Raw genomic sequence first — 14,783 nt, forward strand, 5'->3', positions numbered from 1 at the left:
AAGTCGGAATACAATATACGTATGTTCTTTTTTGGGGATACGTATGCTTTTTTGGCCTTCTCATCATATCAGGTGAGAAGGCCTTTTGTTATTCTTCCATAGCGACTGTAGAAAATAAGGAGGAGTAATAATGAACGTCACTACTGATGTACAACAAGCAACAGAGGAGACGAAAGCGAAAAGATATAAAACATTATTTGGTTCTGCGCTAGGATATGCAGCAGAAGGTTTAGATATGTTGCTATTATCTTTCGTACTTGTCTATATTTTAAAAGAGTTTCACTTAAGTCCTGTTGAAGGTGGAAACTTAACATTAGCTACCACAATAGGGATGTTAATTGGTTCTTATTTATTTGGATTTATTGCTGATTTATTTGGCCGTATTCGTACAATGGCCTTCACAATCTTACTGTTTTCACTAGCAACCGCACTCATTTATTTCGCAACAGACTACTGGCAATTATTAATTCTGCGCTTTTTAGTTGGAATGGGGGTTGGTGGTGAATTCGGAATCGGAATGGCCATTGTAACAGAAACATGGTCTAAAGAAATGCGCGCTAAAGCGACATCTGTTGTTGCACTTGGATGGCAATTTGGTGTACTGGTTGCTTCACTCCTTCCAGCATTTATTGTCCCGCACTTTGGATGGAGAGCCGTTTTCTTATTTGGATTAATTCCAGCTTTACTAGCTGTCTATGTCCGTAAAAGTTTAAGTGAACCGAAAATATGGGAGCAAAAACAACGCTACAAAAAGGAACTATTGCAAAAAGAAGCTGCAGGTAAATTAACAACTACTGAAGCAGAACAACTAAAACATATAAAAAAATTCCCACTTCGAAAGTTATTTGCCAATAAAAAAGTAACAATTACAACAATCGGTCTTATTATTATGTCGTTTATCCAAAACTTCGGATATTACGGAATCTTCACATGGATGCCCACTATTTTAGCAAATAAATATAACTATACATTAGCAAAAGCAAGTGGCTGGATGTTCATTTCTACCATCGGTATGCTAATTGGAATTGCAATCTTTGGTATTCTGGCTGATAAAATTGGTCGCCGTAAAACTTTTGCAATCTATTATATTGGCGGTACAGTATACTGTCTCATTTACTTCTTCTTATTCACAGATTCAACATTATTATTATGGGGAAGTGCATTGCTTGGATTCTTTGCAAATGGAATGATGGGAGGGTTTGGAGCAATTTTAGCTGAAAACTATCCTGCTGAAGCTCGCTCTACCGCTGAAAACTTTATTTTCGGTACAGGACGTGGGTTAGCTGGATTTGGGCCTGTTATTATTGGCTTACTCGCTACAGGTGGCAACCTACTTGGAGCATTGTCCTTAATTTTTATCATCTACCCAATCGGGTTAATTACAATGCTACTATGTGTACCAGAAACAAAGGGAAAAGTATTAGATTAAACGTAAAAGAGGAAGCATCTCATTTAAGATGCTTCCTCTTTTACGTTTTTATTTATTTTGATTTACTAGCCTTCTGAAATAAGAATGCAGTTTTATCTTCTTCTTTTACAATACCTTGTTTTAATGCTAATTCTCCCGCAACTTTAGGCGCTAACCATAGCATCGGGAATAACAAAATTGATACCGGAACTGCCGTCACCACGATAAACGATTGTAGCGCATTAATACTTCCTTCACCCATATATAAAAGAATTGCTGCAACTGCGCCCATAATAAGCGACCAAAAAATTCGCAAACTAATTCTAGGATCTCCGTCTCCAGTCACTGCCATTGAAATGGAATACGCCATTGAATCTCCTGTTGTCACTACAAATAAAATTGTTAATAAAAGAAATGCTGGTCCAATAATATTAGAAAGTGGCAATTGTCCTGTAATTGCAATCATAGCTGCCGGCATACCAGATTCACTTAATGCGTCCGAGATAGACCCAGGATTCATCAACTCATAAAACACGCCTGATCCACCTAATATAGTAAACCAAAACGTTGTAATAATAGGTGCGATAATTCCAATTGCAACGATGATTTCTCGAATCGTTCTCCCTCTTGAAATTCGACTCACTAAAATTGCCATCATTGGTCCGTATCCAATAAACCATCCCCAGAAAAAGATTGTCCAAGATCCTAACCAACTTGTATCACCACGGTATGTGCTCATCGGTATAAACTCATTTACATAAAATCCAAACGAAGAAACAAACGAATCAATAATAAATCCACCTGGCCCAAATAGTAATATGAATACCATTAATACAATTGCTAATCTAACATTTAAATTACTTATAATTTGAATCCCTTTATCAATACCTGTTACTGCCGATATGGTAGACACGGCCACCACACAAACAATAATTGCTAATTGAGTAGTAAACACATCAGAAATTCCAAATAATTCTTGTAATCCATAACTTGCTTGTAAACCTAAAAATCCAATTGGGCCAATTGTACCTGCAGCTACTGCAATAATTGCAGCTGCATCAATTATCGTTCCAAGCAGGCTCTTTCTTAATTTTTCCCCAAAAATAGGATATAAAAGCGTTCGAGGTTTTAGCGGCATATCTTTATGATAATGTCCATACATCATAACTACCGCACTAATTGTACCTAAAATCGTCCATGCTAAAAATCCCCAATGCATATAACTTTGTGCTAAAGCAGGCATGACTGCTTCTTTCGTTCCAGCAGATATACCATCATGTATTGGTGGCACCGTCATCAAATGATACATTGGCTCTGCTGCTGCCCAAAAAACGCCACCTCCGGCAAGTAATGTAGACATAATAATAGCAAGCCATTTTGCCGTACTAATCTCAGGTTTTTCTAATCCTCCAAGCTTAACTCTCCCATATTTGGAGAACGCCATACACATCGCAACAATAAATGTACCTAATAATAAAACTTGCCAGAAGGCACCGAAATATTTAATTGAAAAAGCGAAACTTTTATTAATCGCACTCTCTACATAATCCTTGTTCAAAAAAACTGCAATTACAAATAATAAAAGTGAACCACCACTAATAATAAATACAGGCCAATCAGTTTTTCGACTCTTCATCCTCATTTACACTTCCTCCTTCCTCAGCAATCTAAAAAAACAACTTTATTATGTTTTATTGTTTAAAACCAAAACACAATAATTATATATGCATAACATTTTATCGACTTCCCACATACTTATGTTGTCCCTAAAAATATGCCAAATCCCTTATTAAAAAGAAAGAATCTCTTCCTCTTACATAAAAAAGCAAAACAAAAGACCTTATATTTCTATAAGGTCTTCGAAACAGAAATTTGATTATAACATAAGGAACTCCTTGGTTCAAAAAGCCTCTTCCAAAAATAACCGAGAGTAAAGGCTTCCATTTGCTACATAACAGTAATTTAAAAAAATTATATTTCACAGAAAAAACCTATACTAAATATCATTTATGAAAGAAATTTGGCTTCAAAATTTCATTCGGATACGGTTTATGATAAATGTGGGTGGTAGCTGGAGATAATGGTGGAATAAGCCATACCCAATTACCTGTTACAACACGACCACAAGCAGCTTCTTGCTTCTCAAATTGCTGAAATTGTTGTGCAGCAGTATGGTGATCAACAATACTAACTCCTTGTTTTTTAAAGGAGTGTAGTACGGCAATATTCAACTCAATTAGCGCCTTATCTTTCCATAAGGTACCGTTTCTCGATGTATCTAAATCCATCATCTCCGCAACAGCCGGAAGTAAATTATAACGATCATGATCTGCTAAGTTGCGCGCCCCAATTTCTGTTCCCATATACCATCCATTGAACGGAGCGGCTATATAAGAAATACCGCCAATTTCTAAACGCATATCTGAAATCATTGGAACACCATACCATTTTACTCCAAGTGATGAAATAGGGTATTCTGGGTGTTCAATTGGCACTTCTTTTACTTCTTCTCTCGGAATTTCTTTATATATAGGCGCTTTTCCATCTATAGAAAACACAAGTGGCAATACATCGTAATTCGTACCTTCTCCTTGCCAACCAAGCTCCTGACAAAAGTCCGTAAATGTAGCGGAATGAGAATCACCAATCACTCCCGTTTCTGTTTTATATCCTGCATATCGAATCAATTGGTGATTATAAATTCTTATATTATTTTCTTCACCTTGATATTGCTTAAAAATCGTAATGGTTGGTTTAACTTTTCCGTCGTTCGTTGCATATTTAATATGATGAATTAATGCATTATATACACCCTCTTCATCATTTACTTCGCGCGCATCTAATATGTGCATCTTACTCCAAAATAGTCTTCCAATACATCTATTACTGTTACGCCATGCCATTCGTGAACCATGAACAAGTTCTTCAAATGTATGCTCATATGTCCCTGTCTTCTCTATCTCAATTTGAATTTCTTTTATACGTTCTTCTATCAATTGTTCTTTATGAAGCTCCTTATAACAAATCGTAATAAAATTACTTGCTTCCTCTATTAATTGTTTCGTTTTACTCATAAACAATCTCCTTCTATTTCAACAAAACCCTGCTACTTTACAGTATAAGCAAAAAGGATAGGAGTCACAAATGAAAGTGAGAGTGTTACTTTTATTGTAATATTTTTCAGAAAATTAATGGACTTACTATTGACTTATATGGAAAATGGGTGTATTTTTGACTCAGATAAAGTATTTTTACCTAGACCAACTTTTTAAATGGAAAGGAGGGAATGTTATGTCTTCATTTCAATTGCCAAAGCTTTCATATGACTATGATGAACTAGAGCCACATATTGATAGCAATACACTTTCCATTCATCATGGAAAGCACCATGCGACATACGTAAACAATTTAAATGCTACTTTAGAAAATTATACTGAATTACATAATAAATCTTTAGAAGAATTGCTATGTAATTTAGATGCTTTACCGAAGGAAATTGTTACAGCTGTACGAAATAACGGTGGTGGTCACTATTGTCATAGTCTTTTTTGGGAAGTGATGAGCCCACGAGGTGGCGGTGAGCCTAATGGAGACGTTGCAAAAGTAATTGATTATTATTTCAATACCTTTGACAACTTAAAAGATCAACTTTCCAAAGCTGCTATTAGTCGTTTTGGAAGTGGCTATGGATGGCTTGTTCTTGACGGTGAGGAACTCTCTGTTATGAGTACACCAAATCAAGATACGCCTTTGCAAGAAGGGAAAATCCCCTTACTCGTAATTGATGTATGGGAACATGCTTATTATTTAAAGTATCAAAATAGGCGCCCAGAGTTTGTTACCAACTGGTGGCATACAGTAAACTGGGACCAAGTAAACGAGAAGTATTTACAAGCAATTCAATCACAAAAACATTAGTCGTACGTATAAGGTAAATTTGGTAATGTAAAATCAGTATTGTCGAAATCCTCCAGAATCCCCCGGATTGCCACCGGGGGATTTATGATTACTTCATTGTATTTATATAATGTTTTAAAACATTTTTCATTTCTAGTTCCGGCTCTCGGAACAAAAATCCAAATTCACGAGCCTTTCCATTATGTAACGTACAGTTATTTACCTCATTATAAGGAGCTATATTTCCCCCAGCTTTCTGAATGAGTGCTTTTATTCCCGTCTTCTCTTCTATGAAATGCATAATTTCTTCCATAGAAACTACTCCGTTACTACAGGCGTTAATTGCTCCTCTCACATTTGCCATTCCGCACCAAGCTAGAAACTCTCCTGCCTCTTTTTCATGTATAAATGACAAAGTTCCATCTACATGATCCACAACGATAGGTTTTTGGTTCACAATACATTCAACGTAAAATTGTAACCTTTTCGTATAATCATTTTCTCCAATAACAACTGGAAAACGCACTGCAACGACTGGGAATGTTGCATGTTGAAATACAACGGCTTCAGCTAATCTCTTTCCTTCACCATAATTGAAGTCATTCCTATCTCCATACGCGATTGCATACTCGTACGGATTAAAGTCTTCTTCTGATAAGCTTAGGGCAGGTTCATAGACGGCCATTGAAGATGTCATAACATATTTCTTCGTTTTCCCTCGTAACACTTCACATATTACCTTCGCTGCATTCGAGCTATAGCATAAATTATCGTATACAATATCATAAATTTTATCTCCTAGACGCTCTGCTAGTTGTTTTTCATCTTCCCTATCTACAATAAGTCTTTTTACTCTACTGCCAAAAGAATCTTCCGTAATTCCTCTCGTCGCAATCGTTACATCGTGCCCCTCTTGCAAAAGTGCTTCTACTAAATGTTTACCAAAAAATCTTGTTCCCCCTAGCACCAATACTTTTTTCAACTTCATCATCCCCACTTTAGCAAAGTGTAAAATACTACCTCTCTATTATAAGTGCTAACATATAAAAAGCATGGAATTCGTTTAACGATTCCATGCCTTTATACAGATAATATATTAACGGACTCGATATTTATAAATACAATAACAGAAGTACAAAATAGAAATTACTGATACATAAACCACGTTAACGCATTAACAACATCATGGAATTGAACAAATGAAACAACCATATAGAATAAGGCTATAATTGCTACCCAAATACAAAACCATCCTAGACCACTACTATCCATTCCTTTTATAAAAGTAACACCTACATATAAATAAGTTAATCCAAATAAGAAAGTAGCCGCATATGAATACACTGTCCAATTGCTTTGGTCAGAAATCATAATCAAATAAAACGGAATAATAATTTGTAGTGCACCCACAAATAAATTAAAAACACCCGCACTTTTCATCTCTGCTTTCCCTAATATAACAAGACTATTTAAAAATAAAGCTGCCCCTGAAAGTAATAATCCTACATAACCCATATATATTCGTGTGAAAATCTTTACCTTTCACACTTTTAACCTCCCCACACTATAAAATGATACTTATATTATTTTTCTTCCCATTTAAAACTACATACATAATTTTTCATCTAAATAAGTCAGACCTCCTACCTCAAAAAAAGGAGTGAACTTAAAACGCTTTCAATAATAAATAATCCTATCAAAACATGAACTAGGATTCCTTGATTATAAACGTACTCTAGCAATGATACAAGTGTTGGAATACATTTCAATAATACGCTTTCAATTCCCATAAAAAATCAATAAAATAATACATTACTCTATCTCATTCTACTACCTTGTAGCATAAGATATTGTAAAATCATATCATTTAAAACAGCGAACGTTCTTTTCTAGGTTCGCTAATAAACTTAGTAGAAAATGAATATAAAAAATGACCTCTTGCTTTTATGCAAAGGTCATTTTTGTATATTCACCATTAAACTTCTAGATAGCCATTTTTATTATTTGATTGCCATTTCCAAGAGTCAGCACACATTTCTTCTAATCCGCGTGTTGCCTCCCAGCCTAATTCACGCTTTGCTTTCGATGCATCAGCAAAACATACTGCCACATCACCTGGGCGACGCTCTGTAATTTTATAAGGAACTTTCTTGCCTGAAACTTTTTCAAATGCTTCAACCATCTCTAGTACACTATAGCCCATGCCTGTGCCCAGGTTATAAGCATCTACTCCTGTTGTACTCAGTACTTTCTCAAGCGCCTTTACGTGACCATTTGCTAAGTCCACAACATGGATGTAATCACGGACTCCTGTTCCATCTTTCGTTGGATAGTCATTTCCGAATACGCTTAATTCTTTTAACTTACCTACCGCTACTTGCGTTACATATGGCATTAAGTTATTTGGGATTCCATTTGAATCTTCTCCGATACGCCCACTTTCGTGTGCACCAAATGGATTGAAATAGCGAAGTAATGCGATACTCCATTCTGGATCTGCAAATGCTACATCACGCATAATTTGCTCAATCATTAATTTCGTTTGACCATATGGATTTGTTGCACTTAATGGAAACTCCTCCGTAATCGGTGACGTTTCCGGGATACCATATACAGTTGCAGATGAACTAAAGATTATCTTCTTTACATTATGTTTCTGCATTACTTCACATAGCACTAACGTGCTTGTAATGTTGTTATGATAATATGTTAATGGAATCGCTACTGACTCCCCTACAGCTTTAAATCCTGCAAAGTGAATAACTGCTTCAATTGAATTTTCTTCAAAAATTGCGTCAAGCGCTTCGCGATTTAAAACATCTTCTTTATAAAACTTAAATTGTTTTCCTGTTATTTCTTTCACTCGATTTATAGATTCTACCGAGCTATTCGAAAGATTATCCACTACTATAACTTCGTAACCGCTATTTAGTAATTCTACACATGTATGACTACCAATATATCCTGCTCCACCTGTTACAAGTATTTCCATAATTATAGTCCTCCATATTTCATTCATTATAAACTTCTCAAAGTATATCACATATTTCTTATCCTATGTTTAACATGCGAACACAGAAACTTACATTTTATCCCATAATAATTTTATAACATATACGATTCTAATCAGGTAATAAAAAAACGCCACATAATAAAAATTATGTGACGTTTTTTTATTAAATTACGTAACAATATACACTTAGAAAATGCGCAAGACTACCTAATAATACAAAAACATGAAAAATTTCATGATGCCCCATATATTTAAACTCTAACCATTTTGGCTTTGTTCCATAAATAAATCCACCAATTGTATAAAAAATGCCACCAAGTACTAAGAAAATAATGCCTCCTGTACTTAAATTCTCAGCTAACGGGGCAAAGAATAAAACAATTAACCAACCCATCGTAATATAAATTGCTGTCGATAACCACCTTGGACAATTAAACCAAAACATTTTAAATACAATGCCACAAATCGCAGTTGCATAGACTAAACAAAATAATAGCAAACCACTTGCTGAATTTAATGTAATTAAGCAAAAGGGTGCATATGTACCTGCAATTAATATAAAAATCATAGAATGATCTAGCTTCCTAAAGAAGTATATAACACGTTCATTGGCCACAACACTATGATATACAGCTGACGCCGTATAAAGGACCATCATTCCAATACCAAACAAAATAACAGCTGTAATTGCAGCAAATGATGGCATCTTGATAGAAACTTTCACAAGCATAGCTAATAACGCAATAAATGATAATATCGCTCCACCTAAGTGAGTAAATGCATTAACTGGTTCCCTTACATAAGTATTCATAATAACACCCCTCATATAATTACATGTAGTTTTTATAACTACATGTAATTATATACACATTTCTTTTTAAGGTCAACATTTACAATTCATTTGTTTCGTAATACCATATTTAAAGATATATTAAACATTAAGTTCCACTAAGTTATAAAAGTGAGGGATTCTACGTGGAAAATATAAATGAATTACTTAAGACATTACATTTAGAAAAAAACATTAAACTTGAGGATATTCCAAATGTTGACTTATATGTAGACCAAGTTGTCCAACTATTTGAGAATACTTATGCAGATACAACGAGAACTGATGATGAAAAAGTATTAACAAAAACGATGATTAATAATTACGCAAAAGGGAAACTATTCATCCCTATCAAAAATAAAAAGTATTCAAAAGAGCATATGATTTTAATTAGCCTAATTTATCAATTAAAGGGAGCTCTCTCCATTAACGACATAAAAAGTTCATTAGAAACTATAAATGACTCCTTATTAAATGATGATTCATTCGAATTAAATACGTTATACAAAAATTATCTTGCTCTTACCGAAAGCAATGTCGAAAGCTTTAAACAAGACGTAAATAACCGTGTTACAGAAGTAAATGAGATTTCTTCCTTAGAAGATACAAAGCTAGAAAAATTTCTACTACTAACATCCTTCGTCACTATGAGTAATATGTATAGACGTTTAGCGGAGCAACTAGTGGATGATTTAAAAGAATCATAAATAAAAAACTATCCACCTATTAAAGTGGATAGTTTTTTATTTACTTAATTGCTTCATGAACTTTTAGTTGTTTCCCTTTAATCGTTGTAGTCTTCATGACTTTCAAGACAAGTGGTCCTTTTCCATTTAATATTTCAACGTAAGAAACATTATCTTGTATCGTAATAATACCTATATCTTCTGCTGTAACACCTTTAATTTTAGCAATTGTACCGACGAAATCTACCGCCCTAATTTTCTTTTTCTTCCCGCCATTAAAGTACAGCTTCATAATGCCTTTGTTGATATCTGCATTTTTATCTTTCTTTATAATTGGTTTAGCATGTATCTTTTCTTCAAATGCAGCTTTCTCTTTCATAACTTCTTCTTTTGAAGGTCCAATTGCCTTTGGAATTTCAAATCCAATATACTCCTCAATCTCTTCTAAAAATCTATTTTCATATGGTGTTATAAATGTAATAGCTTTTCCACTATTTCCAGCTCGTCCCGTTCTTCCAGTACGATGTACATAGCTTTCTTTTTCAAGTGGAATATCATAATTAATAACATGTGTAATATTATCAATATCAATTCCTCTCGCAGCTACATCTGTTGCTACTAAATAACGGAATTTTCCTTTTCTAAAATCATCCATGACTTCAAAACGATCTTCTTGTACCATACCACCATGTATTTTGTCACAAGGATAGTTAGCTCGTTTTAATTGTCTATATACATGATCTACATTTTCTTGTGTACGACAGAAAATAATACAGCTATCAGGATTCTCAATCGTTGTTACATCTTTAAGTAGTGAAAGCTTCTCGTCTTCTATCACCTCAAAAAGAGTATGTTCAATTTTATCCGTCGTAATCCCAGCTGCTTTAATTTCAATATGAATTGGTGAATTCATATATGTACGAGACAATTTCTCAACATCTTCTGGAAGTGTTGCTGAAAATAACATCGTCATTCTTTTTGTAGGTAATTCATCAATAATTGCCTCTACTTGATCGATAAAGCCCATATTTAGCATCTCATCTGCTTCATCAATAACTAAATACTTCAAACACTCTAAAGAAAGGGTACCCTTCTCAATATGATCCAACACACGACCAGGAGTACCAACTACAATATGTGTCTTTTGCTTTAATTTTAATTTTTGACGTGCAAATGGAGATTTCCCATAAACTGCCGCAGCCTTAATCCTTTTGAATCGACCTATATTTGTAATATCTTCTTTTACCTGTACCGCAAGCTCTCTCGTTGGTGTTAAAACTAATGCTTGTGGTTTATTCTCTTCCCACTCCACCATTTCACAAAGTGGAATACCAAATGAAGCCGTTTTTCCACTTCCAGTCTGGGACTTCACAACAAGATCCTTCTTTTCTAATGCAACTGGAATAACCTCACCTTGTACTTCTGTTGGATGATTATATCCTAACCCAGTAAGTGCCCTTACGATTTCCGTACTTAGTTTATAATCAGAAAAACTTTTTTTACTCATATATTAACCTCATTTTATTTTGTATTATTTTCTTTTTTATCTTTTGTATACATTACTATCACCCTACTTATTATACTTGAAACCTCACATAAAAAGGTGGATCATGCCAGATTCATCTTTTTATATAGAAATAAACCTTATCATCTCATATAATGTTCAACTACTTGATAACATCTTTTGCTCGTATTGTTAGCATTAACCTTTTCATAGTATCCTACATCCACTCCAAAAAAATAAAAAGAATACATACAACCTTGTATAATTATCTTAATTTTTCAACCTTTTTCATAAACGAACAATAAAAATAAAAAAACGTTTTAAATTCGTTTTTAACGTTGTTTTTCAGATATAAAATCTACTTTTTCAAAAAATGTTAAGAAATCCTTTGACTTCTTAATAAAAATAATGTAAATTATCCTATGGACGAACATTTTTGATTAATAAAAATAAAATATTCGTATTTTAGGGGTGTAAATGATGGAAAACGTATTCGACTATGAAGATATTCAATTAATTCCCGCGAAATGTATTGTAAATAGCCGCTCTGAATGTGATACAACTGTCACTTTAGGAAAACATAAATTTAAATTACCTGTCGTACCTGCAAATATGCAAACGATTATTGATGAAAGAATTGCAACTTATTTAGCTGAGAACAACTACTTTTATATCATGCATCGTTTCCAACCAGAGAAACGAATCTCATTCATTAGAGATATGCAATCACGTGGATTAATCGCTTCTATCAGCGTTGATGTAAAAGAGGACGAATATGAATTCGTACAACAATTAGCTGCTGAGCAACTGACACCTGAATATATCACGATTGATATCGCACACGGTCATTCTAATGCTGTGATCAACATGATTCAACATATTAAAAAACATTTACCAGAGAGCTTCGTTATCGCTGGAAACGTTGGAACTCCAGAAGCGGTAAGAGAATTAGAAAATGCTGGTGCCGATGCAACAAAAGTTGGTATTGGACCTGGTAAAGTTTGTATTACTAAAATTAAAACAGGCTTCGGAACTGGTGGTTGGCAGCTAGCTGCACTTCGCTGGTGTGCAAAAGCTGCAAGTAAGCCAATTATCGCTGATGGTGGTATTCGTACACACGGCGACGTAGCTAAATCTATACGATTTGGGGCAACTATGGTCATGATCGGTTCTCTATTCGCTGGTCACGAAGAGTCTCCAGGGGAAACAATTGAAAGAGATGGCAAACTTTATAAAGAATACTTCGGTTCTGCTTCTGAATTCCAAAAGGGTGAGAAGAAAAACGTTGAAGGTAAGAAAATGTTCGTTGAGCATAAAGGTTCTTTAGAAGATACGTTAATCGAAATGGAACAAGATCTTCAATCTTCTATCTCTTACGCTGGTGGAACAAAATTAGATGCTATTCGTACTGTAGATTATGTTGTCGTGAAAAACTCGATTTTCAATGGTGACAAAGTATATTAATTCTTAAATTAACTTGAAGGACAAGCATTTTCATGCTTGTCCTTCTTTTTTGTATATAAAAATGTAAAATACTTTGATTTAACTGCATTTTCTATTGTTATATTTTTAGATAGTCTTAATAAGGAGGATATACGACTTGAAAAATGTAATGGAAAATCGCCTTAATCGCGTAGAGGTACCTGCTGAACTAACATGGGATTTATCCGATTTGTATAATTCTGATACCAAATAGCCTACTGCATTAAACGCATTGGAAAATGATATACAGAAACTTGATTCATTTAAAGGACATTTACATACTAGCTCCCACACTTTATTAAATTGCCTACTTTTAGAAGAAGCACTTTTAATGACGTTAACAAAACTGTACTCATATGCAAATTTAAAAGAATCTACTGATCGTACAAATCCAAGTATTCAAGCGAACTCTTCCAAAATTTCTGCTTTATGGACGAAAGTACATACTGCACTATCCTTTATTCATAATGAAATTCTCATATTCGGCGAAGGAACAATTGAAAAATATTTAACTGAAGAAACAAAACTTGAACCTTTCCGTAAATCGTTACTAGAAATACTACAAAAAAGGCAGCACACACTGCATCCACTGCAGTAGCTCAAATGATTAAAGAGGAAGGACAACATGCTATTGATCGCTGGTGGTACAATGAAACATGCCGGAGTAGATATGTCAAAACCAGATGCAATCCGTAAAGCTGTTTCTTACGTTGGTTCATTAATTGATAAATTAGAGCATTCTTATCAAGTATAAAAAATAAGCCCTCGCTTTATGAGGGCTTATTTCATATTTACTTCCCAAACCGTTTGCGATATCCACATTTCCTGCAAAGTTCTTCAACCGCAACTCTTTTCGAAAATCCATCGACAATGTTTGTTGCTCTTTCACCTTCGATAATGTTAGAAAATGAATCATTATTAATATTCCCAAGGTTAATAATCCCTTCACCATCTAAACAACAAGGAATAACTGTTCCATTCGCTAAAATACCCGCTTGATTACGAAGTCCATGACAGAATCCTTTCCCATCATCCTCTTCTTCATGTAATGCTGGCCACTGGAATTCATAGTCTTGATTAATAAAGACACGTTCTGCAATTTTTATACCTTTTCCTGGTGTAAGCTTCTCTTCAATTTGATAAGATAGATCAAATTCATTTTCAATTATAGATAATAACTCTCTATTTTTCTGGATTTCAGCATTCGTTTTATTATCCTGAGTTAAATTCCATAACCTTAACGATACAATTAAATCTGATTGACTTGTCGCTTCCCTAATGAAGGAAAGTATACTCCTTACATAGCCCTCTTTATCTTGCGAACCTGGATGTCCATCAAAACTATGCAGTGAAAAATTCATTTGTCTTAACGCAGGCTTATTTAACAGCCTATGTCTTCTCTTATTAATTAACGTTCCGTTCGTTGTAATATTGACTTTAAACCCTTTTTCATGACTTAAGTCTAATAGTTGATCTATTTTCGGGTGGAGCAACGGCTCACCCTTCACGTGCAAATAAATGTAGTCTGTGTGAGGTTTAATTTGGTCTAATCTTTTAGCAAAATCCTCTACAGAAATGAATTGCTTCTGCCTTTCCGTCGGCGGACAAAAGCTACACGCAAGATTACATACACTCGTAATCTCCAAGTAAAACTTCTTAAACTTCTTCACCTTTAATTCCTCACTTCTCTAACTACTTATACTTTTTCCTCTTCATATTACAGCATATTTTTATGGAAATAGAAACATACTTATTTTAGGAAATCTACATACCATCTAATAATATTTAAAAGACCATCGGTAATTTTGAACTGAACCCAAAAAATTAGACAAATATATTAAGCAGCTACTAAGGATTGAACTCTGTATTGCACAGGGGACAATCCTTTTAGTTTTGTTTTAATTCTTTTGTGATTGTAGTAATGAATATAAGTTTCTAGTTCTTGCTTAAATTGTTCCATACTT

At 34.2% G+C, this 14,783-nt stretch carries 13 protein-coding genes and 2 pseudogenes; 6 read left to right on the forward strand and 9 right to left on the reverse strand.

Annotated features, from left to right (window positions below; translation table 11 throughout):
- Nucleotides 1-130: 130 nt before the first annotated feature.
- Nucleotides 131-1,429: an MFS transporter gene (locus tag MR169_RS01210; RefSeq protein WP_001103402.1), complete on the forward strand. Its 1,299-nt coding sequence runs from the start codon at nt 131-133 to the stop codon at nt 1,427-1,429.
- 52 nt (nt 1,430-1,481) lie between these two features.
- Here the strand turns inward: MR169_RS01210 and MR169_RS01215 are convergent, their stop codons facing one another.
- Entirely contained in the window at nt 1,482-3,050 is a 1,569-nt protein-coding gene (locus tag MR169_RS01215; RefSeq protein ID WP_242318774.1) for a BCCT family transporter, read from the reverse strand.
- A 361-nt stretch (nt 3,051-3,411) separates the two neighbouring features.
- Nucleotides 3,412-4,482, reverse strand: coding sequence for a nitric oxide synthase oxygenase (locus tag MR169_RS01220; protein ID WP_000047624.1), 1,071 nt, complete (start codon nt 4,480-4,482; stop codon nt 3,412-3,414).
- 217 nt (nt 4,483-4,699) lie between these two features.
- Between MR169_RS01220 and sodA the strand changes: the two genes are divergently transcribed.
- Nucleotides 4,700-5,326, forward strand: a complete 627-nt coding sequence (gene sodA, locus MR169_RS01225; RefSeq protein ID WP_000094037.1) for a superoxide dismutase [Mn] — start codon at nt 4,700-4,702, stop codon at nt 5,324-5,326.
- An 88-nt stretch (nt 5,327-5,414) separates the two neighbouring features.
- Here the strand turns inward: sodA and MR169_RS01230 are convergent, their stop codons facing one another.
- From MR169_RS01230 to trhA, 4 genes and pseudogenes are all read right to left on the reverse strand, one after another.
- A complete protein-coding gene (locus MR169_RS01230; protein ID WP_242318775.1) occupies nt 5,415-6,296 on the reverse strand; it encodes an NAD-dependent epimerase/dehydratase family protein in 882 nt (293 codons plus the stop codon).
- A 161-nt stretch (nt 6,297-6,457) separates the two neighbouring features.
- Nucleotides 6,458-6,820 (reverse strand): annotated as a pseudogene (locus MR169_RS01235) (AmiS/UreI family transporter); the annotation flags it as partial.
- A gap of 460 nt (nt 6,821-7,280) precedes the next feature.
- Complete coding sequence (gene galE, locus MR169_RS01240) at nt 7,281-8,297, reverse strand: UDP-glucose 4-epimerase GalE (protein WP_242318776.1); 1,017 nt, start codon at nt 8,295-8,297, stop codon at nt 7,281-7,283.
- A 184-nt stretch (nt 8,298-8,481) separates the two neighbouring features.
- The gene (gene trhA / locus MR169_RS01245; protein WP_001099728.1) at nt 8,482-9,129 is read right to left on the reverse strand and encodes a PAQR family membrane homeostasis protein TrhA; all 648 of its coding nucleotides are present in this window, start codon (nt 9,127-9,129) and stop codon (nt 8,482-8,484) included.
- 164 nt (nt 9,130-9,293) lie between these two features.
- Here trhA and MR169_RS01250 point away from each other — a divergent pair, with 164 nt between their 5' ends.
- Nucleotides 9,294-9,854: a DUF1836 domain-containing protein gene (locus MR169_RS01250; protein WP_000427884.1), complete on the forward strand. Its 561-nt coding sequence runs from the start codon at nt 9,294-9,296 to the stop codon at nt 9,852-9,854.
- A 40-nt stretch (nt 9,855-9,894) separates the two neighbouring features.
- Here MR169_RS01250 and MR169_RS01255 read toward each other — a convergent pair whose 3' ends face one another.
- Nucleotides 9,895-11,340 carry a DEAD/DEAH box helicase gene (locus MR169_RS01255; protein WP_242318777.1) on the reverse strand — a complete coding sequence of 482 codons (1,446 nt, stop codon included), beginning with the start codon at nt 11,338-11,340 and terminating at the stop codon, nt 9,895-9,897.
- Between the two features lie 477 nt (nt 11,341-11,817).
- On the opposite strand from MR169_RS01255, the gene guaC reads away from it, so the two are divergent.
- From guaC to MR169_RS01270, 3 genes and pseudogenes are all read left to right on the forward strand, one after another.
- Nucleotides 11,818-12,801: a GMP reductase gene (guaC, locus tag MR169_RS01260; protein ID WP_242318778.1), complete on the forward strand. Its 984-nt coding sequence runs from the start codon at nt 11,818-11,820 to the stop codon at nt 12,799-12,801.
- Nucleotides 12,802-12,937: 136 nt separating this feature from the next.
- Nucleotides 12,938-13,408 (forward strand): annotated as a pseudogene (locus MR169_RS01265) (oligoendopeptidase F); the annotation flags it as partial.
- A gap of 36 nt (nt 13,409-13,444) precedes the next feature.
- Nucleotides 13,445-13,573: a hypothetical protein gene (locus MR169_RS01270; RefSeq protein ID WP_016118980.1), complete on the forward strand. Its 129-nt coding sequence runs from the start codon at nt 13,445-13,447 to the stop codon at nt 13,571-13,573.
- Nucleotides 13,574-13,610: 37 nt separating this feature from the next.
- Here the strand turns inward: MR169_RS01270 and MR169_RS01275 are convergent, their stop codons facing one another.
- Nucleotides 13,611-14,489, reverse strand: a complete 879-nt coding sequence (locus tag MR169_RS01275; RefSeq protein WP_000713633.1) for a radical SAM/SPASM domain-containing protein — start codon at nt 14,487-14,489, stop codon at nt 13,611-13,613.
- Between the two features lie 167 nt (nt 14,490-14,656).
- Nucleotides 14,657-14,783 (reverse strand): IS3 family transposase (locus tag MR169_RS01280; protein WP_242318780.1); only part of this gene is annotated, 127 nt, incomplete at its 5' end.

This window comes from Bacillus cereus group sp. BfR-BA-01349, assembly GCF_022663795.1.
Classification (GTDB): Bacteria; Bacillota; Bacilli; order Bacillales; family Bacillaceae_G; genus Bacillus_A; species Bacillus_A cereus.

Excerpts from the sequence above, each read along its gene's own strand:
- MR169_RS01210 (WP_001103402.1), top strand. The coding sequence starts at position 131 with ATGAACGTCACTACTGATGTACAACAAGCAACAGAGGAGACGAAAGCG.
- MR169_RS01215 (WP_242318774.1), bottom strand. The coding sequence starts at position 3,050 with ATGAGGATGAAGAGTCGAAAAACTGATTGGCCTGTATTTATTATTAGT.
- MR169_RS01220 (WP_000047624.1), bottom strand. The coding sequence starts at position 4,482 with ATGAGTAAAACGAAACAATTAATAGAGGAAGCAAGTAATTTTATTACG.
- sodA (WP_000094037.1), top strand. The coding sequence starts at position 4,700 with ATGTCTTCATTTCAATTGCCAAAGCTTTCATATGACTATGATGAACTA.
- MR169_RS01230 (WP_242318775.1), bottom strand. The coding sequence starts at position 6,296 with ATGATGAAGTTGAAAAAAGTATTGGTGCTAGGGGGAACAAGATTTTTT.
- galE (WP_242318776.1), bottom strand. The coding sequence starts at position 8,297 with ATGGAAATACTTGTAACAGGTGGAGCAGGATATATTGGTAGTCATACA.
- trhA (WP_001099728.1), bottom strand. The coding sequence starts at position 9,129 with ATGAATACTTATGTAAGGGAACCAGTTAATGCATTTACTCACTTAGGT.
- MR169_RS01255 (WP_242318777.1), bottom strand. The coding sequence starts at position 11,340 with ATGAGTAAAAAAAGTTTTTCTGATTATAAACTAAGTACGGAAATCGTA.
- guaC (WP_242318778.1), top strand. The coding sequence starts at position 11,818 with ATGGAAAACGTATTCGACTATGAAGATATTCAATTAATTCCCGCGAAA.
- MR169_RS01270 (WP_016118980.1), top strand. The coding sequence starts at position 13,445 with ATGCTATTGATCGCTGGTGGTACAATGAAACATGCCGGAGTAGATATG.